Source organism: Nonomuraea sp. KM90 (genome assembly GCF_052246675.1).
In the GTDB taxonomy this organism is placed as follows: Bacteria; Actinomycetota; Actinomycetes; order Streptosporangiales; family Streptosporangiaceae; genus Nonomuraea.
Genome location: NZ_JBQQCB010000054.1, coordinates 18,231 through 41,160, shown reverse-complemented (window position 1 = coordinate 41,160; position 22,930 = coordinate 18,231). Strand labels below are relative to the sequence as shown.

Annotated in this window: 17 protein-coding genes; 10 read left to right on the top strand and 7 right to left on the bottom strand. The window is 71.6% G+C overall.

Annotated elements, in window-relative coordinates; translation table 11 throughout:
• Nucleotides 1-8: 8 nt before the first annotated feature.
• Complete coding sequence (locus ACTWPW_RS37085; RefSeq protein ID WP_443171403.1) at nucleotides 9-227, top strand: hypothetical protein; 219 nt, start codon at nucleotides 9-11, stop codon at nucleotides 225-227.
• A gap of 489 nt (nucleotides 228-716) precedes the next feature.
• Here the strand turns inward: ACTWPW_RS37085 and ACTWPW_RS37080 are convergent, their stop codons facing one another.
• The 6 genes from ACTWPW_RS37080 to ACTWPW_RS37055 all read right to left on the bottom strand — a co-directional run bounded on the left by ACTWPW_RS37080 (nucleotide 717) and on the right by ACTWPW_RS37055 (nucleotide 8,907).
• Nucleotides 717-3,260, bottom strand: a complete 2,544-nt coding sequence (locus ACTWPW_RS37080; RefSeq protein WP_443171402.1) for an ATP-binding protein — start codon at nucleotides 3,258-3,260, stop codon at nucleotides 717-719.
• Nucleotides 3,261-3,853: 593 nt separating this feature from the next.
• Nucleotides 3,854-4,888, bottom strand: a complete 1,035-nt coding sequence (locus tag ACTWPW_RS37075) for an SDR family oxidoreductase (RefSeq protein ID WP_443171401.1) — start codon at nucleotides 4,886-4,888, stop codon at nucleotides 3,854-3,856.
• Between the two features lie 14 nt (nucleotides 4,889-4,902).
• Nucleotides 4,903-5,352, bottom strand: a complete 450-nt coding sequence (locus ACTWPW_RS37070) for a MerR family transcriptional regulator (protein WP_443171400.1) — start codon at nucleotides 5,350-5,352, stop codon at nucleotides 4,903-4,905.
• Nucleotides 5,353-5,433: 81 nt separating this feature from the next.
• Nucleotides 5,434-6,342: a CAP domain-containing protein gene (locus ACTWPW_RS37065; protein ID WP_443171399.1), complete on the bottom strand. Its 909-nt coding sequence runs from the start codon at nucleotides 6,340-6,342 to the stop codon at nucleotides 5,434-5,436.
• A 196-nt stretch (nucleotides 6,343-6,538) separates the two neighbouring features.
• The gene (locus ACTWPW_RS37060) at nucleotides 6,539-8,371 is read right to left on the bottom strand and encodes an ABC transporter ATP-binding protein (RefSeq protein WP_443171398.1); all 1,833 of its coding nucleotides are present in this window, start codon (nucleotides 8,369-8,371) and stop codon (nucleotides 6,539-6,541) included.
• Nucleotides 8,368-8,907, bottom strand: coding sequence for a MauE/DoxX family redox-associated membrane protein (locus ACTWPW_RS37055; RefSeq protein WP_443171397.1), 540 nt, complete (start codon nucleotides 8,905-8,907; stop codon nucleotides 8,368-8,370). The genes ACTWPW_RS37060 and ACTWPW_RS37055 overlap by 4 nt, the downstream gene beginning before the upstream one ends.
• A gap of 253 nt (nucleotides 8,908-9,160) precedes the next feature.
• On the opposite strand from ACTWPW_RS37055, the gene ACTWPW_RS37050 reads away from it, so the two are divergent.
• The 9 genes from ACTWPW_RS37050 (at nucleotide 9,161) to ACTWPW_RS37010 (ending at nucleotide 22,168) form a co-directional block, all read left to right on the top strand.
• On the top strand, nucleotides 9,161-9,727 hold the full coding sequence (locus tag ACTWPW_RS37050) for a hypothetical protein (RefSeq protein WP_443171396.1): 567 nt from the start codon (nucleotides 9,161-9,163) through the stop codon (nucleotides 9,725-9,727).
• 114 nt (nucleotides 9,728-9,841) lie between these two features.
• The gene (locus ACTWPW_RS37045; RefSeq protein WP_443171395.1) at nucleotides 9,842-10,669 is read left to right on the top strand and encodes a class I SAM-dependent methyltransferase; all 828 of its coding nucleotides are present in this window, start codon (nucleotides 9,842-9,844) and stop codon (nucleotides 10,667-10,669) included.
• Between the two features lie 148 nt (nucleotides 10,670-10,817).
• On the top strand, nucleotides 10,818-11,393 hold the full coding sequence (locus ACTWPW_RS37040; protein WP_443171394.1) for a TetR/AcrR family transcriptional regulator: 576 nt from the start codon (nucleotides 10,818-10,820) through the stop codon (nucleotides 11,391-11,393).
• A gap of 102 nt (nucleotides 11,394-11,495) precedes the next feature.
• On the top strand, nucleotides 11,496-12,341 hold the full coding sequence (locus ACTWPW_RS37035) for an NTP transferase domain-containing protein (RefSeq protein WP_443171393.1): 846 nt from the start codon (nucleotides 11,496-11,498) through the stop codon (nucleotides 12,339-12,341).
• Nucleotides 12,342-12,403: 62 nt separating this feature from the next.
• On the top strand, nucleotides 12,404-14,206 hold the full coding sequence (locus tag ACTWPW_RS37030) for an aldehyde ferredoxin oxidoreductase family protein (RefSeq protein ID WP_443171392.1): 1,803 nt from the start codon (nucleotides 12,404-12,406) through the stop codon (nucleotides 14,204-14,206).
• A gap of 108 nt (nucleotides 14,207-14,314) precedes the next feature.
• Complete coding sequence (fdhF, locus tag ACTWPW_RS37025; protein ID WP_443171391.1) at nucleotides 14,315-17,293, top strand: formate dehydrogenase subunit alpha; 2,979 nt, start codon at nucleotides 14,315-14,317, stop codon at nucleotides 17,291-17,293.
• A complete protein-coding gene (locus ACTWPW_RS37020) occupies nucleotides 17,290-19,035 on the top strand; it encodes an NAD(P)H-dependent oxidoreductase subunit E (protein WP_443171390.1) in 1,746 nt (581 codons plus the stop codon). Before fdhF ends, ACTWPW_RS37020 begins: the two co-directional genes overlap by 4 nt.
• Nucleotides 19,032-20,252: a molybdenum cofactor synthesis domain-containing protein gene (locus ACTWPW_RS37015; protein ID WP_375118044.1), complete on the top strand. Its 1,221-nt coding sequence runs from the start codon at nucleotides 19,032-19,034 to the stop codon at nucleotides 20,250-20,252. The genes ACTWPW_RS37020 and ACTWPW_RS37015 overlap by 4 nt, the downstream gene beginning before the upstream one ends.
• A complete protein-coding gene (locus ACTWPW_RS37010) occupies nucleotides 20,249-22,168 on the top strand; it encodes a molybdopterin biosynthesis protein (protein ID WP_443171389.1) in 1,920 nt (639 codons plus the stop codon). The genes ACTWPW_RS37015 and ACTWPW_RS37010 overlap by 4 nt, the downstream gene beginning before the upstream one ends.
• Before the next feature lie 36 nt (nucleotides 22,169-22,204).
• On the opposite strand, the gene ACTWPW_RS37005 is transcribed toward ACTWPW_RS37010, so the two are convergent.
• A complete protein-coding gene (locus tag ACTWPW_RS37005) occupies nucleotides 22,205-22,897 on the bottom strand; it encodes a DUF4386 domain-containing protein (RefSeq protein WP_443171388.1) in 693 nt (230 codons plus the stop codon).
• Between the last annotated feature and the right edge of the window lie 33 nt (nucleotides 22,898-22,930).

Here is a 22,930-nt window from a genome sequence, read left to right as displayed (position 1 = left end):
GGCAGAACGTGGATAAGATCATCCGTCTTGTTGTGAATGCCGGGGATCGGCTGGTCGAGCTGCTCGTCCCCAGCGTCGGTGTCGCCCAGGCAGCTGATTGCTGGACGGAACGGCGCTGTGACCGGGACCAGTTCGGTTCGTACCTGTACCTCCGCACCTGTTGCCGCTGGCAGTCGGGGCTCGTCACCTGCGACGGCTGGCGGTACCAGTGCTTCCAGTGCTGCTGACGGTCACAGATCCGTCAGCCGCGGCGGAAGCCGGCTGACCTCCTGGATGTGGTGCAGAGGGGGAGCGGGCGTGGGTCGCCACGGTGAACCTCACGAGTTCGCACGGCAGGAAGACCTACGCCCGCGTCCCGCGTAGCGCCGAGACCAGCGGCCCGCCGCCGCGCTGCGAGATGACGGCCTGGTCGATCGCTGGTTCTACATCCGGTAGGCGCCACTGGATGCGCTGGCACGAACTCGGGGCGCGGCCGCCGATGCCGAGTGGCGGGAGTTCTGCGCCGGCTGGGCCCGCCGGTTCGCCATCGACGCCGGACGTACGCTCGGGCTTCCCCGGGCGGTGGCCCGCAAGCGTGCTTGAGACTCCTCGCACCGAACCCGATGTCGGCCCGGCTATCACGCCGGACGGCTCTGACCGCACCTGCGGCGCAGCTCAGTCAGGAGCCCGGACACGAGGGCACTCCCAGGGAGGTGGGGCGCTTGGAGCGGGGGAGACTACGTGTGGGACTCGTCTGTGATCGTCGATCGAGCGTTCATCACGACGGCGTCATCGAGGTGCAGGCGGATGCTCGTGACATCGACACCGCTCTCCTCTGTCCGGTCGATGCCGAGGGACGTCAGGATGGCCAGGGCCTGAGCCCAGTGGTGGCGGGCTTTGTCGCGGTGGTTCAGTGTGGTGTGGGCGTGGGCCAGGCCGTCGTGGGCGCGGGCCTGATCGCTGGGCTGATCGAGGTCTGAGGCGAGGCGGAGTGCCTGGTGGTGGTCGTCCAGTGCTTGATCGGCTCGACCGCATTCGTGATGGAGGCGGCCCATGCCATGGATGGCTTCGAACTGCCAGTTCCTGTCCCCGACTTCGCGTGCGCGAACCAGCGCCTGCTGGTAGCACTCCTGGGCCTGGTGGGATCGCCCGTGGATGCGGTGCAGGTGGCCGAGGGCGGTGAGACTGTCGAGTTCGCCGACCCGGTGACCGGTGCCGCGGGCAAGATCCAGGGCGCGGGTGAACGAGCCGGTGGCCAGGTCGTACTCACCCTGCCCCAGATGGATGCGTCCGAGGCTGTTCAATGCTCGCAGCGCACCCGTTTGGTCATCCATCGCCTCCGCGATGGTGATGGCTTGCGTCAGATCGTCGACGGCTTGTTTGTGCTCGCCCATGATCCGATGGACTTTGCCGGAACTGATCAGCGCCTCCACCTGGCCGGCCCGGTGGCCGATCGCCCGAGCGATGCGGAGCGCCTGCGCGGCGCATTCGCCGGCCTGGGCGAACCTTCCTTGGAGCCCGTGGGTCATGCCCAGGACGTTCAGCGCCCGGAGCTCGCCGGAGCGGTGCTGGATGGCACGGGCGATACCAAGCGCGCCCTTGGTGTCCTCGATTGCTGCTTGGTGTCGACCACCTATGTGGTGGATTCCGCCGCGGGCGATGAGCGCGTCCATCTCGCCCTTGAGGTCTGCGGTGGCCCGGGCGGTGGACAACGCCGACGTGTGGAGGGTTTCAGCTTCGGCCCAGCGCCCGCGGGAGCGCAGGCACCAGTGCAGGGTGGTCGAGAGGTGCTGGACGTGCTCGGGGAAATCGTGTTCGGCGGCGTGCTGGGCGAGGGCGAGCAGATTGGTCAGCTCAGCGTCCAGCCAGGCGGTGGCGGCTGGTGCGTCGGGCAGCGAGAAGGTCCCGGTCGCAGGGTGCCGGCGCAGGTCGGACTCGTAGGGGTGGAGGCGGTCCATCACCGCTGAGGTGGCCTGGCGGTAGTGGTCCAGCAGCCGGGTCAGCGCGGCGCGCCGATCGAGCTCGGCTTCTTCGTCGTCGGCCCGCTCCCTCGCATGGACGCGGATCAAGTCGTGGAACCGGTAGCGGCCGGTTGTCGGCTCCTGCAGCAGGTGAACCTCCAGCAGCCCCTCGAGAACCCGTTCGGCCCGCTCAGTGGTGGTGGCCAGCAGCGCGGCCGCCGCATCGGGGGCGATGTCCACCCCGGCGTGCAAGCTCAGCAGCCGGTAGGCGCGCTGGTCGGAGGTGGCCAGCTCACGATAGGACAGGCCCAGTGCGCCGGTGACGCTGCGCTCGCCGGCGTGCAGTTCGGTCAGCCGGCGTTGATGTTCTTCCAGCCGGTTCAGCAGATGTGCCACGCTCCACGCCGGGTGGACCTTGAGCCGGGCCGCGGCCAGACGGATCGCCAGCGGCAACAGCCCGCACCGCCGTACCACTTCGGCCAGCAGTTCGTGTGACACGTCCGCGACGCGGTCCGGTCCGGCGGTACGGGAGAACAACGCGATCGCCTCCGCCGGAGACAGCACGTCCACCGACACTGTCCGGGCGCCGTCCAGACCGATCAGCCGCCGACGGCTGGTGATCAGCACCAGACACGTGCCGCCCGGCAGCAGCGGCCGAACCTGCGCTTCATCGGTGGCATTGTCCAAGACGACGATCATCCTGCGGCCGGCGAGCACGCTGCGATAGAGAGCCGCCCGCTCGTCCAGGCGCTGAGGAATCATGTCACCCGGCACGCCGAGTGCCCCGAGCATGGAGGCGAGCGTGTCGGCCGGGTTCGCCGGGGTCATGCTCCGGGTGTAGCCGTGCAGGTCGACGAACAGGTTCCCGTCGGGGAAACGTGGCGCCAGCCGGTGAGCGGCATGGACGGCGAGCGCGGTCTTGCCCACCCCCGCCATGCCGTCGATCGCCGTGATCACCACGGCGGCCGCGTCGTCCCCGGCCTGGGCCTGGTCCAGCAGATCCAACTCCCGCGCCCGGCCGACGAACGCGACCACGTCAGTGGGCAGCTGCCGTGGTGTGATGCGCGCCGAAGGCGAGGGCGGCGGGGTCGTGTTGACGGCGCCTATCAAGATCGCCAGCTCCGCATCGTCCAGGCTCAGCGCCGTGGCCAGCAACCGGATCGATGCGCCGCGCGGGCGTTGCAGCTCGCCCGCCTCCAACCGGCGGATGGTTCGTACGTTGAGGTTGGCCCGTGCTGCCAGCTGCTCCTGGGTCAGCAGGGCGCGCTCGCGCCAAGTGCGCAGCAAGACGCTCAGAACCGGTTCGTCCGTCGGCGGCATGAGGGCTCCTCCCGCAGCCTAGTTGCGATGAAAGACAAGGCCTATGCCCTTCTGGCGGCATTCACGGAAAATGCACCAGATCTGGCCGTAAATACCCATCAATCGCGGGGAGGCTGTCATAGGGGAGCCTGGCGAAGGTCCTGCCGACTTACAGCCCGGTTTCGTGCGCGGCCTCGAGCCCGGCTCGTGCAGCTTCGCCCCCCGTTGTAGAACGTGCGGATCGCGTGCAGTTCGGCCTCCAGCTCATCCGGATTGAGCTTCTGTGTCAAACGTCTCGGCGAGCGGGTTGTGCCGGCATCGGCAGGTTCGGCCCGCCGGCAGGCTCGGGGCTGCTGGGGGGTGGCTGGCTCCCCACGTGCTACGGGGTCGCGTACGCAGCAGCGCTGCTCGTCCTGCTGATCTCCTGGCGCGGACGTCTCCGGGTGGAGTGCGGCGCTCGAGCGACCACCCGAAGCGCCGCGGATCGGGCGCCGGGTCGACGAACCTGCGCGTGGGTCGGCCGGCGCGGGCGCAGGGGTACGCGAAGCGGGTGATCGGCCACGCGTCGTCCGTGGTGAGCGGTTTCCAGAGGATTCCCGAGCTGGATGAGCGGTTCAGGTCGTCACGAGCTTCAGGCGGATGAGGCTTTCCGCCGTGTCGACGATCGTGGTCTCCGGGTCGCGGGGCGCCCACCCGAGCACCTCGCGGGCCTTGTCGGTGCGCAGGACAGGGATGTGGCCCAGCCGGCTGACCGTCTCCCGCAACGCGGAGTTGGACCGGGCCGCCTCGCGTACCTCGTCGGGGGTGAACTCCCGCGTCGGCACCCGGGCCGCGGCCGTGCCCAGATGCGCGGCCAGTATCCGGGCCAGCCGGAGGAAGCTGAGCGCCTCGCCGCTGCCGACCAGGAACCGCTGGCCGGCGGCGGCTGGATGCCTCATGGCCCGCACGTGGATGTCGGCGACGTCGCGTACGTCCACCACGCCGAAGTACACCGGGGGCACGATCGGCATGGCACCCTCCAGCATCGCCTTGATGAGGCCGGTCGAGGCGGACAGGTACGGTCCGAGCAGTGGGCCGAAGATCCCGCTGGGGTTGATCACCGCCAGTTCCAGGCCGCCGCCTTCCGCGTCGACGAAGTCCCACGCCGCCCGTTCGGCGATGGCCTTGGACCTGATGTACGGGGTGTTGTCGTCGGCGGGATCGGTCCAGTCGTTCTCGTCGTACTCGTCGCCGGGTTTGCGGCTGTAGCCCACGGCGGCGAACGACGAGGTGAGCACCACACGCTTCACCCCGGCATCGCGTGCCGCCCGCAGGACGCGCAGCGCGCCGTCGCGCGCGGGAACGATGACCTCGTCGGGGTTGTCGGGCTGGGCGGCCGGAAACGGCGACGCGACGTGCAGCACATGGGCGCACCCCGCCACGGCCTCGGCCCAGCCACGGTCGGCGGACAGATCGGCGCTGACGATCTCCAGCCGGTCGCCGGCCTCGTCTGCCATCGCCCGCACGCCGGCCGCCCGGCTGAGCGAGCGGACGGTCGTCCGCACCCGGTGCCCGTCCGCGAGCAGGCGACGGATCACGTGCGAGCCCACGTGACCGCTGCCGCCCGTCACCAGCACAAGCCCGTCGTCCGCGGTTGATCGCTGTGTCATGTCGTTTCCCCTCGTCAATACAGGTCAGCGATGACCGGCATGATGTCCGTGACGGCGCGGCGCTCGGCCTCGGCGTCCCCGCGCTCCCGTGCGCTCCAGAGGTCGGCCTTGAGCTCCAGATAACGCAGCCGCACCCGCATGCGCTCGATCTCCCCGGCGAGGCGCTCGGCATTGCGCTGGAACAACTCACGCAGCCGGCCCGCGTCGCTTGTGTCCAGGTGCCGGAGGTAGGCGCGCATGTCCCGCACGCTCATCCCGGTCGACCGCAGGCAGCTGAGCGCCTCGATCGTCTCCACGACGGCCGGACCGTAACGCCGGTGGCCACTGCTCCGGTCGCGCTCGACCGCGCTGATCAGCCCGATCTTCTCGTAGTACCGCAGGGTCGGCTCCGACAGCCCACTCAGCCTGGACACCTCCTGAATCGTCATGCGAGAGGTGCCGTCAATCTTGTCCGTCGCCGCCATGAGTCCAGTCTCCGGAACTTGAAGCGCTTCAAGTCAAGGCGCGCGGCAACGAAGCGGAAGTGCGACGCGGCGCCCGCGGGGTCAGCGGGTGGCGAAGTCCTGCGTCCAGTAGATCTGTCCCTGCGCGTCCTTGGCCGCGCCCACCCCGATGAAGGTGTACGAGCAGTTCATGATGTTCTGCCGGTGGCCGTCGCTGTTCATCCAGCCGCGGACCACCTCGGCCGCCGACCGCTGACCCATGGCGATGTTCTCGGCCCAGGCCGAGCCGGTGAAGCCGGTCGCGCGCATGCGGTCGACCATGTCGCGGCCGTCCCGGGAGTCGTGGTCGAAGTAGTCGTTCTTCGCCATGTCGGCCGAGTGCCCGAACGCGGCCCTGCGCAGCCGCGCGTCGTGCTTGAGCGGGTCGCAGCCGCCCTTGGCCCGCTCGGCGTTGGTCAGCCGGACGACCTCGTTCTCCATGGTCGTGCCGACGGACGTGATGGGCGCCTTCGTCTTGGGAGCCGGCGGCGCCTCCGTCTCCCGTGTCGTGGGGGCCGGGGTGGGGGTGGCGCAGGTCAGCCGTACGGCCTTGGATTTGGCTGTGCCGCCCCGGTAGTCGGTGGCGACCGCGTAGTACGTACCCGGCTCGCAGGGCAGGCGCAGGGCGATGCTGCCCTTCCTGGTGGCGCCACTCTTGACGACCGGGTCGGCGCCGGGGACGGCGCGCTTGACCCGGATGCGCAGCAGCGCCGGGTGCACGCAGCCACGGCGGGCGGCCGAGGTCCGGATCTCCAGTGCGGAGACGCCCGGCCTGGTCACGCTCACGCGGCACTCGTCGGATTCAGGGGTCGCCCGGGGAGTCGGCTCCCCGGTCTGTGCCGGCGCCGCGCCGTCCGCCGGCGCGGTCACCTCGGGCCCCGCTCCGGCCGCTCCGGCCGGCGGCCGGTCGGCGGACGGGGCGCAGGCGGCGAGGCCGGCGACGGCGGCGAGTACACCCAGGGATCTGCGCATGGGTTCCTCCAGGGGCGGGAGAGGCTGTCGGTCCCGCATTCTGTCGTCCTCATTACGGACTTGTCACGCAAAACGGACATTTCGCTCTGTGATTAATGTCAACGGGTCGCCCCGGGAGACGTTCAGGGCGCTTCGGCGTCCTGCGTGACGGCGCTGCGCGGAAGGCGCCGCTCACTCCCGGGGGAGAGCAGGCGGCTCACCGATGGGCGGCGGCGTCCTCCGCGGGGGTGTCCCCGGCCTGGTAGCCGCTGGCCTGGATGGTGAACAGCCGGGCGTAGTGGCCGTCCAGGGCCATCAGCTCCGCGTGGGTGCCCTGTTCGGCGACCCCTCCGTCGGCCAGGACGACGATCTCGTCCGCCTCGCGCACCGCGCCGAGCCGGTGCGAGATGAGCAGGCTGGTACGGCCCGCGCGGTGAAGACGCAGCCGGGTGTGCACCCGGTGCTCGGCCTCGGCGTCCAGGCCGGCGCTCGGCTCGTCGAGGATGAGCAGGTCGCGGTCACCGCGCATGAGGGTCCTGGCCAGGGCCAGCCGTTGCCACTGGCCGCCGGACAGGACGACGCCGGCGTCCGGGTCGTCCTCGCCCGACTCGGCGAAGAAGATCCGGCTCAGCATGGTCCGGTAACCGTGCGGCAGGGCTGCCACCTCGGCGTGCACCATGGCGTCGCGAGCGGCCCGCTCGATCCGGGGTGCGTCGTGCCGGGCGAGGAGGTCGCCGACGCCGATGTTCTCGGCGGCGGTCAGCTCGTAGGACATGAAGTCCTGGAACAGCACGCCCAGGCGCTGCCGCAGCTCGGCGGGGTCCAGGTCGCGGAGGTCGACGCCGTCCCACAGGATGGCGCCCCGGGTGGGATCGTAGAAGCGGCACAGCAGCTTCACGATCGTGCTCTTGCCGGCGCCGTTCAGCCCGACCAGCGCCACGGAACGCCCGTGGGGAATGGTCAGGCTGACGCCCCGCAGGACCCAGGGGTGGCCCTCGTGATAGCGGAACCAGACGTCGCGCAGCTCGATGCCGCGCCGCAGCGGCTCCGGCGAGAGCGGGGCGGCGGAGGCGGCCGCCAGCGCGTCGGGCAGGTCTGTCACGTGGCGGTAGTGCGCGAACGTCAGCAGCGACTGGTACGCGTTGGCTATCGCGTTGACCAGGGAGACCAGTGCCTGCTGCGCGCCGGCGACCGCCGCGATGAACGCCGAGACGTCGCCGATCGTCAGCCGGCCGGCCGCCGCGTTCTGGATGGCCCAGACCAGCCCCGCGCCGGCGATCAGGCTGCCCAGCACCGACAGCAGGAACTGGATCTTGAGCCTCTGCCGGTCCATGAGCCGCTCCCCCGCCTGCACCTTGACCAGCTCGCCGAGCAGCCGCCGCTTGAAGAAGGCGCCGAGGCCGAGCAGCCGGATCTCCTTGGCGGCCGAGACGTCGGTGATGAGCGAGCAGTAGAAGAGGTGACGGCGGTTGGCCGGGGTGATGTCGAGCATGACCCCGGCCCAGCGCCTGCGCAGCCAGATCTGCGCCATCAGGGCGGGAACGGCGGCCAGCGCGACGATGCCGGCCATGACCGGGCTCAGGACGGCGAGCGTGGCCAGCAGGCTGACCAGGGTGATGACGCTCGCGCCCATGGTGAACAGCCCGGTGGTGGCCGGTGCCAGCAGGCCGCCGCCGGCACGCGTGGCGAGCTGGAGCCGGTCACGGAAGCGGGGGTCCTCGAACCTGGACAGTCCTTGGAAAGTGCACACCGCGGTGTAGAGGCGGTCCTGGACCAGCCGGTCCACGCTGCGGCCGAGTTGGCTGTCGAGGTACTGGCTGAGCTGGGGAAGCGCGGCGGCCGCGGTGCCCGCGACGGCCAGCCCGACCGACCAGCCGAGGAGCAGGGCGCCCGGGTGGCCCGCGACGATGCCGTCCAGCAGCAGCTTGGTCAGCCACACCGTGCTCGCCGGGATGAGCCCGCCGACGATCGCGCAGGCCAGCAGTCCCATGGCGGGCAGCGGGCCCGCCTGCCAGGTCAGCCGCCAGGCCGTGCCGAGGTCGCGGATCACCGGGCTCCCTCCGGGCGGAACAGCGCGAGGAGGTCGTCGAAGCGCGACACGAGCAGCACCACCACCGCGGCGGCGATGACGGCCGCCAGGACGCCTTCCCCCGCGAGCCGTACGGTGGCGACCCCGGCGGCCCCCGCCAGGCCGGTCACGGAGACCGCCAGGAGGGTCAGTTTGCGGATCACGTGCGGGCGGCCCAGCGGGGCCGCCGCGGCGCCGAAGCAGCGGCACGGGGCCGTGGAACCCCTGCGCAGCGCGACGAGGATCACGCCCGTGAAGGCGGTCAGCAGGCCGACGGCCAGGACAAATCCGGCGAACGAGGCCGGCGGCGGCAGGGCGACGAGCAGCGCGGTGCACGCCTCCGCGGCGATCACGGCGGTCGCGGCGGCTCGGGCCAGCGGCCGGGGCACCACGTTCAGCGCCTCGACGGACGCCACGAATTCGCGATAGGCCGTCCGCCCCCGTATTTTGCCGGCGAACGACAGCAGGAACACGCCGGAGACGGCGACTCGGCAGCTCAGCAGTAAATAGGCAAGCATTCGCATCCTCATGACCGGTCAAATCCGTCCGTGGCTTTCTCCGAGTCTGCCGACGGCCGACAGGCATTTCAACGGTGAAAAGCCCGTCGAAGCCGCGATGAAGCCCTCGTGAAGCCGCGCGGAAACAGCCGCGTGGCACCGTGGTCGAGTGGCCTGAGCAGGCTGAAAAGAAGTCGACTACGTCATCGGCAAATGCCGGGCGGGGCGCGTGCCGGCCCGGCGGACTATTCTCGTATGGAGAACAGGGAAAACGATGGAATTCCTGGTCGGAGTGCTCATCCTGTTGGTGCTCGTCGATCTGCTGCTGACCTTCGGAGTGATTCGCAGATTGCGTGAGCACACCACCAGATTGGCCACGCTCAGAGACGGCCTCGAAGGTCCGAGACCTGGATTGCGGCCGGGAGCCCCGGTCGGTGCGTTTCCCGCCACCGCGACTACCCGGGGCGCCACCTTCTCGTCGGCCGCGCTGCGGAACGGGACCGGCATCGTCGCCTTCCACTCGCTCGGTTGCCACTCCTGCGAGGAGGACGTTTCCGCGCTGGCCGGGCGCATGGCCGAGGCGGCCGGGCGCGGCTGGTCGGGCCATGCCGTGCTGGCCGGCTCCGCCGAGGGCGTGGCGTCCGATCCGCACGTGGCCGAGTTGGCCGACCGGATCGGAGAGGCCGGCGAGGTGATCGTCGAGGCTTTCCAGGGGCCGCTCCAGACGGCTTTCGACGTCAGCGTCTACCCGACGTACTTCGTCGTCGAGGGCGGGCGGGTGGCGGCGGTGTCCCACCGGGCCGCCGACCTGCCGACGACGGCCGAGACGGTGCGGGGCTGATCCCTTCGCCTCCGCCGGGCCGGGGCGGGCCGTGTGATCGGTGGTTGACGCGCCCCTGCCCGTGCTCCACTATGAACACGTGTTCATGAACGTACGTTCACAGACTGGAGCGCCATGCAACCGATCGTCAACACCGCACAGGCGAAGGCGTGGAACGGGTACGAGGGCGAGCACTGGGCTGCGAATCACGACCGGTACGACGCGGTGAACAGCGGGTTCAACGGAGTTCTGCTGGACGCGGCGGAGATCGGCGATGGCGATCGGGTGCTCGACATCGGCTGCGGAACCGGGCAGATCGCCAGGCTCGCCGCCCGCAGGGCCCGGCAGGCCGTGGGGGTGGACCTGTCGGAGCCGATGCTGGCGCGGGCCCGATCGACGGCCGCCGCCGAGGGCATCCGGAATGTCAGGTTCGAGTCCGGTGATGTCCAGGTGTATCCGTTCTCGGCGGGTTCGTTCGATGTGGCGGTCAGCAGGTTCGCCGTGATGTTCTTCGGCGAGCCGGTCGCCGCCTTCGGCAACGTCGCAAGGGCGCTCCGGCCCGGTGGCCGCCTCGCCTTCGTGTCGATGAAGGAGCTGGACGGCACGGAGCTGGGCACGATCATGGCGGCGCTCGCCGGGCACCTGCCCGGCGGGCAGCCGGCGTCCGCACCGGATGGGTCGGGCCCGCTCTCACTCGCCGACCCTGACCGGATCCGTGAGGTGCTCGCGCGGGCGGGCTTCCGGAACATCACGGTGACGCACGTGGAGGGAGTGGGGGACTGGGGGCCGAGCGCCGTGGCCGCGGCCGAGTTCTTCAGCGGTTGGGGCCCGGTCCGGCACCACCTCGGCGGCGCCGATCCGGCGCCGGTCCGTACGGTCCTGGAGGCGGCGTTCCGGGACTTCGAAAGCGACGGCGCCGTTCGTCTCCGGAGCGCCGCCTGGCTGGTGCGCGCCGACCGATGAAGTCGCAGGCCTGGACGCACGCCGGCGGTGACGGGTCGGTGCCGACCCCCTCCGGGGCGGCATCGGCCCACGGCTTCGGGCTCGACCTCGATACGGTGCCCTAGTGTCACCGAGAAAAGCACCGGTACTGCGTGGGACCGACCTCAGCATGCGGGAGCATCTGATCGCGACGGCCGAACGCCTGATCGCCGAACGTGGGACCGCCGGCCTGGCCGTCCGGGTCATAGCCCGGGAGGCGGGCGTCGCCGACGGGGTGCTCTACAACCATTTCGCCGACAAGGAGGAACTGCTGGCGCTCGCCCTGCGCGCACATGTCGGTGCGGTGGAGCGGGATCTGGGCGAGTTGCCCGGCCCGGGCGACGGTTGCGTCCGGGAGAACCTGCGGGCGTACATCGCGTACGGCATCGCGTTCCACACGGCGGTGCTGCCGGCGTCCGCCGGTCTGATCTCTCAGCCGAAGGTGCTCGCCGCGTTCGCCGAGCTCGGGGTGCCCGGTGCGGATTGGCGCGATCGGCTGCGCGGATACCTGCGTGCCGAGGTCGGCCTGGGGCGACTTGCCCCGGATGCCAAGGTGGACGCGGCCGCGGCGATGATCGTCGGGATCTGCCACGAGATGATCCTCGCCGGGCTGCTCGCCAACGGCTCCGCCCCCCGGGAGCCGACCGCCGAGTTCGTCGATGATCTGGCCGGTGCCGTACTGGACGGCATCGGCCCGCGGACGTGACGGTCACCAAGGATCGCTGCATCACGGTGGCCGGCGATCACGCTGCGCTGCCGTAGCGCCCCCGGAGCCTGTTCGCGCCCCGGCGTGCCCTAACATGCGGGCATGCAGACTGCTGCGGGCGTGGTGCTTGCGGGTGGGCGATCCTCGCGGATGGGGCAGCCGAAGGCCTGGCTGGAATGGCATGGTTCGACGTTGCTCTACCGGGCCACCGCCGTGCTCGCCCGGGCCGTCGACGGTCCGGTCGTCGTGGTGGCCGCGCCCGGGCAGGAGCTCCCGCAACTGCCCTCGGGGGTCGCGGTGGTCGAGGATCCCGTGGAGGGGCTGGGGCCCATGCAGGGGCTGGCCGTGGGGCTGGGCGCGGTGGCCGACCGGGCTGAGACGGCCTTCGTGTGCTCGACCGACCTGCCGTTCCTCCACCCGGCCTTCGTCCGCCGCGTCCTGCGCGCCATGGTCCCGGGAACGGACGTGGCGCTGCCGGTCGCCCGCGGGTTCCGGCAGCCGCTGGCCGCCGGATACCGGACCTCCCTGGCCGGGCTGGTCACCGACCTCCTGGCGGCGGGCGACCTACGGCCGGGCATGCTCTTCAAGCACTGTGAGGCGGTCCAGCTGAGCGACGCGGAACTGCTGGCCGACGCCGCGCTCGCGCGGCACGACCCGACGCTGGAGTCCGTGGTGAACGTCAACTCTCCGGAGGACTACGCCGCGGCCCGGGACCGGCAGCCGCCCGAGGTCGTGGTGGAGAGCTTCGGCGCGCTCGCGAGGAACGGCGGCCACCGGCCGCGCGCCGTCCGGGCCGCCACGCTCGGAGCCGCGGCCACCGCGGCCGGGCTGGCCCTGGACCGTCACGTGGTGGCCGCGCTCAACGGCGATCAGGTCACCCGGGACGGGTCGCTGCCCCTCGTGGCCGGGGACACCGTCACCTTTCTGTCCGCGGACGCCGGCGGCTGAGGAGCGCGGCGTCCGCCGGCCGCCCGTCCGGGGCTCGGCCTGTCCCGTCGTAGAGTCGGGACATGGTGACTGGCGGTTTCTTCGGAAGAGCGTTGCTGATCGACGTCGCCGCCGGGGAGGCGAGCGGCACCCCCTACGAGCTCAACGAGCGGGTGCTGCGCGCCTACCTGGGCGGGGTGGGCCTCGGCACGTGGCTGCTGCATCGGCTGGCGCCCGCCGGGGTCGATCCGCTGGCTCCGGAGGCGCCGCTGGCCTTCGTCTTCTCCTCGCTGGTCGGCACCCCGCTGACGACCAGCGCGAAGTTCGCGGTCGTGGCCAAGTCGCCGTTGACCGGGCTGCTGACCGATGCCCTCGCCTCCAGCCGGTTCGCCATCGCGGGCAAGCTGACCGGGCATGACGCGATCGTGATCCGCGGCCGGGCCGAGGAGCTGTCGGTGCTGCTGATCGAGGGCGACGGCGTGCGGCTCGTACCGGCTCCCGAGCTCGCCGGGCTGACCGCGGCGCAGGCGGAGGCGGAGGCCCGGGCGCGCTTCGGCCGCAACTGGCAGACCGCGGCCATCGGCCCGGCGGGGGAGCGGCAGGTGAGGTACGCGACCATCAGCCACGACGGCCGCCACGCCGGCCGGGGCGGCCTGGGCGCGGTGATGGGCGCGAAGAACATCAAGGCGGTGCTGGTCAGAGCGGCGGCCAAGGTGCCGGTGGCGGATCCGGCGGGAGTCCTCGCCGCCGCCCGCGACCTGCGCCGGCGCAGTTTCGGCCCGGCCACCGCGAAATACCGCGAGCTGGGCACGCTGGCCAACCTCCTGGCCTTCAACGCCGTCAGCACCCTGCCCACGCGCAACTTCACCGCGGCGACCTTCGAGGGCGCGCCCCGGCTGGCCGCCGAGGAGTTGCACGAGCTGCGCGGGGTGGCGCGCAACAGCTGCGCGTCGTGCTCCATCGGCTGCGAGCACATCTACTCGCGCAAGGGCGGCGGCAGCCAGCGGATGGAGTACGAGAACGTCTTCGCGCTCGGCCCGCTGTGCGGCGTGTCCGACCCCGACGAGGTGTTCGCCGCCAGCGCGCGCTGCGACGAGCTGGGCATCGACACGATCTCGGCGGGTGGCACGATCGCGTGGGCCATGGAGTGCGTCGAGCGCGGCCTGCTCGACGAGCCGTGGCTGCGGTTCGGCGACGGCGCGGCGCTGCTGCGCGCGCTGGACGCGATCGGGGAGCGGTCGCCGGGCCTGGGGGAGCTGCTCGCGCAGGGCTCACGCCGGGCCGCCGGTGTGGTCGGGCAGTCCTCGATCGACTTCGCGCCGCAGGTCAAGGGGCTGGAGCTGCCCGGTTACGAGCCTCGCAGCCTGCAGGCGATGGCGCTCGGGCTCGCGGTGAACTCCAGGGGAGCCGATCACAACCGGTCCGGTGCCTACGAGGCCGACCTGTCGGGTGAGCTCGACCGGCTGGCCGGCGGCGCGGCCCATGTCGCCGCCGCGGTCGACACCGAGGACCGCGCCGCGGTCATGGACTCGATGATCCTGTGCAAGTTCCTGCGCGGCGTCTTCGACGACCCCTTCACGGAGTGGGCGAAACTGCTCGCGCTGGTCACCGGATGGCGGCTGGACGCCCCCGAGCTGCGGGAGACCGCCCGGCGGATCGTCCGGGCCAAGCGCGCCTTCAACGTGCGCGAGGGGGCCACCGCGGCCGACGACACGCTGCCGGCGCGGATGCTGGAAACGCCGCTGGAGCTCCCTTCCGGCCGTCGGGCGGCGCTGGACGAGGGCCGCCTGCGGTCGATGGTGGCCGGATACTACGCCGCGCGTGGTCTGGACGAGGAGGGGCGCGTCATGGCGGCCGACCTCGCAGATCTCCTGCTGGACGAGTAGAAGATCGTGTGTCACGGAACGGGCGAGGGGGGTAGAAGATCGGGTGCCCGCAGGGGTAAATTACCGGCATAGCGTATGCCGTATTCCGTATACCAGCTTGAGGTAGACATGACGACGCTCGAGGAGCCGGCGACCGCCGTACGGACCGTGACAGTCGAGATCGATGGCCGTGTTGTGACCGTGCCGGAGGGCGCGAGTATTTACGATGCCGCGAAGCTGCTGGACATCGACATCCCGGTGTTGTGCCACAACGAGCGTTATGACCCCGTCGGGGTGTGCCGCATGTGCGTCGTGGACACGGGCGGGCGGGCCTTCGCCGCCGCCTGCGTACGCCCCTGCGAGGAGGGCATGCAGGTCAAGACCAGCACCCCCGAGCTGGAGCGCAACCGCGCCACCCTGACCGAGCTGCTGCTCTCCGACCAGCCCCCGCGCGCGGAGGACCCGAAACAGACGACCACCGGCGACAACCTGCTCCTCGACCTCGCCGACCGGTTCGACGTGGCCAAGGAGACGACCGACCTGCCGTGCGGCTCGGGCCGGGGTCTGGACACCTCCAACCCGGTGATCGCGGTCGACCACGACGCGTGCATCCTGTGCGACCGCTGCGTGCGCGCGTGCGACGACATCCAGGGCAACGACGTCATCGGCCGCTCGGGCAAGGGCTACTCGACCAGGATCGCCTTCGACCTCAACGATCCGATGGGCGCCAGCTCGTGCGTGACCTGCGGCGAGTGCGTGCAGGCCTGCCCCACCGGCGCCCTGACCAACAAGGCGATCAACGACATCCCCATCCGGCCCCGCGAGGAGCTGGACGCGGTCGACACCGTGTGCCCGTACTGCGGCGTCGGCTGTGCCCTCACCTACTACGTCGACCGGTCGCGCGGCGCGATCTCCTTCGCCGAGGGCCGCGACCAGCCGGGCTCGAAGAGCCGGCTGTGCGTCAAGGGCCGGTACGGCTGGGACTACGCGGCGTCGCCGCAGCGCCTGACCATGCCCCTGATCCGGGTGGATTCGGCCTATCCCAAGGGCCCGCTGTCGGCGGACGTGCGCGGTGACGCCCGCAACGACCGCGGGCGGGCGGGCGGCGGAGGCGACCGCAGCGGCGGGGGACGCGGTGGCCGGCTGAGCAAGAACGGCAAGGACGGCCGGCGCAAGCCCGGCGGCCTGGTCGACTACGACGAGGTGCTGCCGCACTTCCGCGAGGCCACCTGGGAGGAGGCTCTCGACCTCGTCGCCCGGCGGCTGAAGGAGATCCACGCGGAGCTGGGCGCCGGCGCCATCGCGGGGTTCGGCTCGGCGAAGTGCTCCAACGAGGAGGCCTACCTCTTCCAGAAGCTGATCCGGGCCGGGTTCGGCACCAACAACGTCGATCACTGCACCCGGCTGTGCCACGCCTCGTCGGTGGCCGCGCTGTTCGAGGGCGTCGGCTCCGGCGCGGTCTCGACCACGTACGGCGACGTCGCGAACGCCGAGGTCGTCATCATCACCGGATCGAACCCGACGGCGAACCACCCCGTCGCCAGCTCCTTCTTCAAGCAGGCCCGCCGGCGCGGCACGAAGATCATCTATGTCGACCCGCGCGCCAGCACCGTGGCCGAGCACGCCGACTACTACTGCCAGGTCAAGCCCGGCACCGACGTGGCGTTCTACAACGCGGTCATGCACGAGGTGATCCGGCTCGGCCTGATCGACATGGAGTTCGTCAAGGCCCGCGTCTCCGGCTTCGAGGAGCTGGTGCGCACGGTCAACGAATACCCGCCGGAGCGTGCCGCGCAGATCACCGGCGTCGACGCGGACCTCATCCGCACGGTCGCGCGGGTCTGGGGCGAGGCCAAGGCCGGGGTCATCTACTGGGGGATGGGCATCTCCCAGCACACCACCGGCACCGACAACGCCCGCTGCCTGATCGCGCTCTGCTCGATCACCGGCAACGTGGGCCGGCCGGGGACGGGGCTGCACCCCCTGCGCGGGCAGAACAACGTGCAGGGCGCCTCCGACGCGGGGCTGATCCCCATGTTCTTCCCCGACTACCAGGGCGTCGACCTCGACGGCACCCGCCGGCGGTTCGAGGAGGCATGGGGGGTTGAGCTCGACCCCAACCGAGGTCTCACCGTCACCGAGATCATCGGATCGGTGCTGAAGCCGGGCGGCGTGCGCGGCATGTACATGCTCGGCGAGAACCCGTTCCTGTCCGACCCCAACATCAACAAGGTGCGCAAGGCGCTGTCGCAGCTCGACTTCCTGGTGGTGCAGGACATCTTCCTGACCGAGACCGCGGAGTTCGCCGACGTGATCCTGCCGGCGTCGTCGTACCTGGAGAAGGACGGCAGCTACACCAACACCGACCGGCGCGTGCAGCTGGGCCGCAAGGTGATAGACCCGCCGGGCCAGGCCCGGGTGGACTGGGAGATCATCCAGGACATCGCGCAGCGGATCGGGCTGGACTGGTCCTACTCCTCGCCCAGCGAGGTGTTCGACGAGATGGTCGCGCTCATGCCGTCGTACGCGAACCTGCGATACGACAACCTGGGGCTGACCGGAAAGCTCTACCCCAACGCCGACCCCGAGCACTCCGACGGGACCGTGGTCCTGTTCGACGAGCGGTTCAACACCGACGACGGCCTCGCCCACCTCGTCCCGGCGCAGTGGCTGCCGGCCAAGGAGCTGCCGGACGCGGAATACCCGCTGGTGCTCAACACCGGCCGGCTGCTCGAACACTGGCACACCGGGTCCATGACGCGGCGCTCGTACGCGCTGGACACGATCGCGCCGATCGCCGAGGTGTACATGCACCCCAAGGACGCCGCCGACCGCGGGCTGACGCACGGCCAGATGGCCCGCGTGCGCTCCCGGCGCGGCTCGATCGAGCTGCAGGTACGCGTCTCCCACCGGGAGCAGCTCGGCAACTGCTTCATCCCGTTCCACTTCCGGGAGGCGGCGGCGAACCTGCTGACGATCGACGAGATCGACCCCCACGGCAAGATCCCCGAGTTCAAGTTCTGCGCGATCCAGATCGAGGCGCTGAGCGTCGATGGCACGGAGGCCCTCGACATGCGCCCCTCAGTAATAGGGGAAGTGTCTGAATGACCCTGAGTTTCGAGTCGGTGCGCGGGCGGCTTCCGGGCGTCGAGGCACGAGCCGGCAAGTTCCCCGGGCCGTCGCTGATCCCGGCGCTCAACGCCATCCAGGCGCGGCTGGGCTGGCTGCCGCGTGAGGAGCTGGAGGAGCTGGGCCGCACCATGCGGCGGCCGCTGTACGAGATCGAGGGCCTCGTCTCGTTCTACCCGCACTTCCGCACGACCCCGCCCGCCAAGGTGTCCGTCAACGTGTGCCACGACCTGTCGTGCTGGCTGCGCTCGGCCGACGACCGGATCGCCGAGGTGCGCGAGCGTTACGGGGACGAGGCCGAGATCGAGCTCGTCGAGGTGTCCTGCCTGGGCCGGTGCGACAGCGCCCCGGCGCTGGCCGTCAACGAGCACCCGGCCCCGGTCGCCGACGTCGACGCGCTCGTGGCCGCCGCGCGGGAGGAGGAGCTCGCCGAGGCCACCGTGACCGGACGCGCCGACCCTTGGCCGAACGACCCGTACCCGGCCGGCTCGGACGTCTCGACCCGGTACGCGAGCCTGCGCGCGCTGCTGGCCGGCGAGGTGAGCGCCGAGAGCGTGGTGGCCACGCTGGAGGCCTCCGGGCTGCGCGGCATGGGCGGCGCCGGGTTCCCCACGGGCCGCAAGTGGGGCCTGGTCGCCTCCGCGGAGCCGGGCGGCGTCAAATACGTGATCTGCAACGCCGACGAGTCGGAGCCGGGCACGTTCAAGGACCGGCAGATCCTGACCGATCAGCCGCACCTGGTGATCGAGGGGCTCCTGCTCGGCATGGCCGTGGTCGGTGCCGAGCAGGGCTGGATCTTCATCCGGCACGAGTACGGCCCCGAGGAGCGCGTGCTGCACGCGGAGATCGCGGCACTGCGCGCGGCCGGCGTGATCGGCGAGAACGCCTGCGGCAGCGGCCGCCGCCTCGACCTCGACATCTTCGTCTCGCCCGGCGGCTACATCCTCGGCGAGGAGACCGCGCTGCTGGAGTGCATGGAGGGCCACCGCGGCGAGCCGCGCAACAAGCCGCCCTTCCCGGGCAACTACGGCCTGCACGGCCGCCCCACCCTGATCAACTCGGTGGAGACCTTCGCCGACGTGCCGGTGATCCTGCAACGCGGCGCCGCATGGTGGGCCGAGCAGGGCGAGGGCGACAGCGTCGGCTGGAAGTTCTTCGCCGTGTCCGGGCATGTCGAGAACCCCGGCGTGTACTGCGTGCCGATGGGCACCACGGTGCGCCGGCTGATCGACCTGGCCGGCGGGGTGCTCGGCGGCGCCCGGGTCGCGGCCGTCCAGCCGGGCGGCGCGTCCTCGAACTTCATCGGCCCCGACCGGCTGGACCTGGCGCTGGACTTCGGGACGCTCGCCGAGGCCGGGACCATGCTCGGCTCCGGCGCCCTGGTGGTGCTCGCCGAGGGCACCGATCTGCTGGCCGCCTCCACCAACGTGCTGCGCTTCTTCCGTAACGAGTCGTGCGGCAAGTGCGTGCCCTGCCGGGTCGGCTCCACCAAGGCCCACGAGCTGCTGCGCGAAGTGCTGGACTCCGGATCCGCCACCCTCGACGCCGCGCGGAAGGGCCGGATCCTGCAATTGGAGGAGACCATGCGCAAGACGTCGATCTGCGGGCTCGGGCAGGTGGCGCTGGGCCCGGTGGTGTCCGTGCTCGGGCTGGACAAGGGCGGTGCGGCGGCGCGTCCGCAGCCCCGGCCGGAAGGATCGAGGGAGCAGCCGGACCGTTGAGCGGCAGAGAGTTCTTCACCGCCCGTACCCTCGCCGAGGTCCGCTCCGGGTTCCGGCCCTCGCATCGCACGCCCGCCGAGCGCGTCCCGCTGTCCGAGGCGCTGCACCGGGTGCCCGCCGCGGACGTCACGGCCCCCGCCGCCCTGCCCGGCTTCGCCCGGTCCACCGTGGACGGTTTCGCGGTGCGGGCGATGGACACCTACGGCGCCTCCGACGGGCTCCCGTCCTACCTCGACCTGCTCGGCGCGGTACGCATGGGCGCCGAGCCGACCGTGGCGGTCCGGGCCGGCGGATGCGTCGCGATGCCGACCGGGGGAGTGCTTCCGGCCGGCGCCGACGCGGTGGTCATGGTGGAGTACACCGCGGAGACCATGCCGGGCACGATCGAGGTGACCCGGCCCGTCGCGCCCGGCGGCGGCGTCGTGCGCGCCGACGAGGACGTCGCGGCGGGCGGCGTGCTGGCGCCCGGTGGCCGGCCGTTGCGCGCCCCGGATCTCGGGTTCCTCGCCGCCGCGGGGGTGACCACGGTCACCGTGCACCGCCGCCCCCGCGTGGCGATCATCTCCACCGGCGACGAGGTGGTGCCGCCCGCCACCGCGCGGCTCGCATCCGGGCAGGTACGCGACGCCACCGCCTCCGCTCTGGCGGGGCTGGTCGCCGACGCGGGCGGCGAGCCGGTGATCGCCGGCATCGTCCCGGACGAGCCCGGCGCGCTCAAGGAGCGGCTGACCGCGGTCCTGGCCGATTCCGACCTGGTGGTCGTGTCGGCGGGTTCGTCGGTCGGCGCGAGGGACGAGACGGCGGGCGCCGTGGCCGCCATCGGCGAGGTCTGGTGCCACGGGATCGCCATCAAGCCGGGCAAGCCCACGCTGCTGGCCGAGTGCTCCGGGATCCCGCTCATCGGGCTGCCCGGCAACCCCCTGTCCGCGCTGGTCGTGTTCGGGCAGGTCGGAGTGCCGTTGCTGTGGCGCGTCGCCGGCTGCGAGACCCCGCCGCCGCAGCCGAGCACGCGGGCTCGACTGTCGCGCGACCTGGCATCGGCGGCCGGCCGGCTTGACGTGGTCCAGGTCGGGGTACGGAACGGCGTGGCCGAGCCGATCTTCGGCCCGTCGGCGCTGCTGTCGGTGCTGACCCGCGCCGACGGCTATGTGATCGTGCCCGAACCGGCCACCGGGCTGGACGCGGGCACCGAGGTAGAGGTCATCCTGTATCGATGAACGTGGAAAGTCCCTTCGTCTCCGACGTCCCCGCGGCGCAGGCCCGGCTCGTCTGGCGCGAGGCGCGCGCCGCGGCCGGCTGCCCCGCCCGGGTCGGCCTGGTCCGTACGCCGGTCGGCGCCGCCGTCGGGCGGGTGACGGCCGAGCCGGTGTGGGCGCTGCGGTCCTCGCCCGCCTTCGACTCCGCGGCGATGGACGGCATCGCCGTACGCGCCGCCGACACCGTGGGCGCGGCCGAGACCAGCCCGGTGCTCCTGTCTCCAGGCGACTTCGCCGTCGTGGACACCGGCGACCCGCTGCCCGACGGTTACGACGCCGTGGTCATGCGGGAGCACGTGCACCGCACCGCGGAAGGGCGGGCCGAGCTCCAGGCGGCCGTCCCGCCTTACCAGCACGTCCGCTCCATCGGGGAGGACATCAGCGCCGGCGAGCTGCTGCTGCCGGAGGGCCACCGGCTGCGCCCCGTGGACGTCGCGGCCTGCGCCGCGGCGGGAGTCGTCGAGCTCGGCGTCCGCCGCGCACCGCGCGTGGTGATCGTGCCGACCGGCGACGAGATCCGCCCGATCGGCGTCGAGCTGGCCCCCGGTGACATCCTCGACACGAACTCGATGATGCTGGCGGCGCAGGCCCGGGAGGCGGGCTGCGCGGCCCGGGTCACGGAGATCGTCCCCGACGACCCCGAAGCCATCGCCGCCGTGCTCCGGGAGGCCACCCGCGACGCCGACCTGGTCCTGCTCATCGCGGGCTCCAGCGCCGGGCGGGACGACTACACCGCGCGCGTGGTCGCCGGGGCCGGCGTCGTCGCGGTCCACGGGGTCGCCGTGCGTCCCGGCCATCCCGTCGTCCTCGGCGCGGTCGAGGAGACGCCGGTGATCGGCGTGCCCGGCTACCCGGTGTCGGCGGCGCTGACCTTCGAGATCTTCGCGGCTCCGCTGCTCGCCGAGCTGGAGGGCGCCACCCCGCGGGAACGCCCGTCGGCCACGGCGCACCTGGCCAGGAAGCTGCCGTCCGCCATCGGCATGGACGACTGGGTACGCGTGCGCCTGGGGCGGGTGCAGGACCGGCTCGTGGCCACCCCGCTGCCCCGGGGTGCCGGGGTGCTCACCTCGCTCGTACGCGCCGACGGCCTGCTCGTCGTGCCCTCGGGCGTGGAGGGCCACCACGCCGGGGAGCGGGTCCGGGTCGAGCTGCTGCGCGGGCTGTCCGAGATCGGCCGGACCATCGTCGCGATCGGCTCGCACGACATGGTGCTCGACCTCGCGGCCTCCGCCCTGCGCGCCGCCGACCCGCTGATCACCCTGGCGTCGTCGAACGTCGGCTCGCTGGGCGGCCTCGTGGCGCTGCGCGACGGCCTGTGCCACCTGGCCGGGTCGCATCTGCTGGACCCGGCCACCGGCGAGTACACGCTGCCCTACGTGGACCGGCTGCTCGGGGCGGACGCCGACATCGCCGTGGTCCGGCTGGTCCACCGCGAGCAAGGGCTGATCGTCGCCCCCGGCAACCCGCTCGGCCTGACCGGGCTCAAGGACCTGACCAGGCATGACCTGCGCTACGTGAACCGGCAGCGCGGTGCCGGCACCCGGGCGCTGCTGGACCACGAGCTGGCCGACCTCGGCATCGACGCGAGCGAGGTGTCCGGCTACTCCCGCGAGGAGCACACGCACCTGGCGGTGGCCGCGGCCGTGGCCGCGGGGCGCGCGGACGCCGGCATGGGGATCCTCGCCGCCGCCCGCGCCTTCGGGCTCGACTTCGTCCCGGTGGCCCAGGAGCCGTACGACCTGGTGCTGCGTACCAGCACGCTGTCGGAGGAGCTGCTGGCTCCGCTGTGGGCGCTGCTGGAGCTGCCGGACTTCCGCGCCGGGGTGGAGGCCCTGGGCGGGTACTCCTGCGCCGAGACGGGACGTCGCATCCGCTGACGCCGGCTCGGCGGCGGGGGTCCCCGCCGTACCGGTTCAACCCGCGCTCGTGGTCAATGTCCTCGTCTCGAAGCCTCGTGCGATCAGCCACAGGGCCAGGACCACGCTGTGCAGGGCCGGCGGTGCGTTGATGGCCAGGTAGAGCGGTGTGACGACATCGGTCAGGCCAAACAGCACCAGGAAGCTCGCCGACATGGCCAGCCCGGCCCCGAGAAACCCCCACACGGACAGCCAGCGCGGGACGAGTCTCGACCGATAGAGCACGGAGAACAGGAGAAGGTCGCCGAGACCCAGCGAGATGATCAAGGCGACATGATTGACCAGGTCACGTCCCGTCCGCAGCACCTCACCGAGGACCCCGAGGTGAGCCGCGCCCGAAGCGCTGGCCTGGGCCTGGGCGAATTCCTGGCCCAGCACCAGAAACAGGGGCAGGAGAATCACGCCGACGAGATGGAACGTCGCCGCGATCAGCCTGAATCCGAGGAAACCCAGGCTGAGCGCCTCGTTCTCCTTCCGCAAGGTGGGATACAGGTACAGCGCGAACCCGACATAGGCGGGGATCATGATGGACTGGAAGAACGCACCGGCGATGACCTGACCCTCATGCGCGGAGATGAGGGTGAGATAGTGCGGCTCCTCGAGAGCGGGAACAATACTCAACGCTCCGGCGATCATGCCCACCATGACCAGTGCGCCGGCGATGGCGGTCGCTCGCCTGCTGGTGTTCATGACACTTCCCCGTATGTGACGGCGCGGGACGGC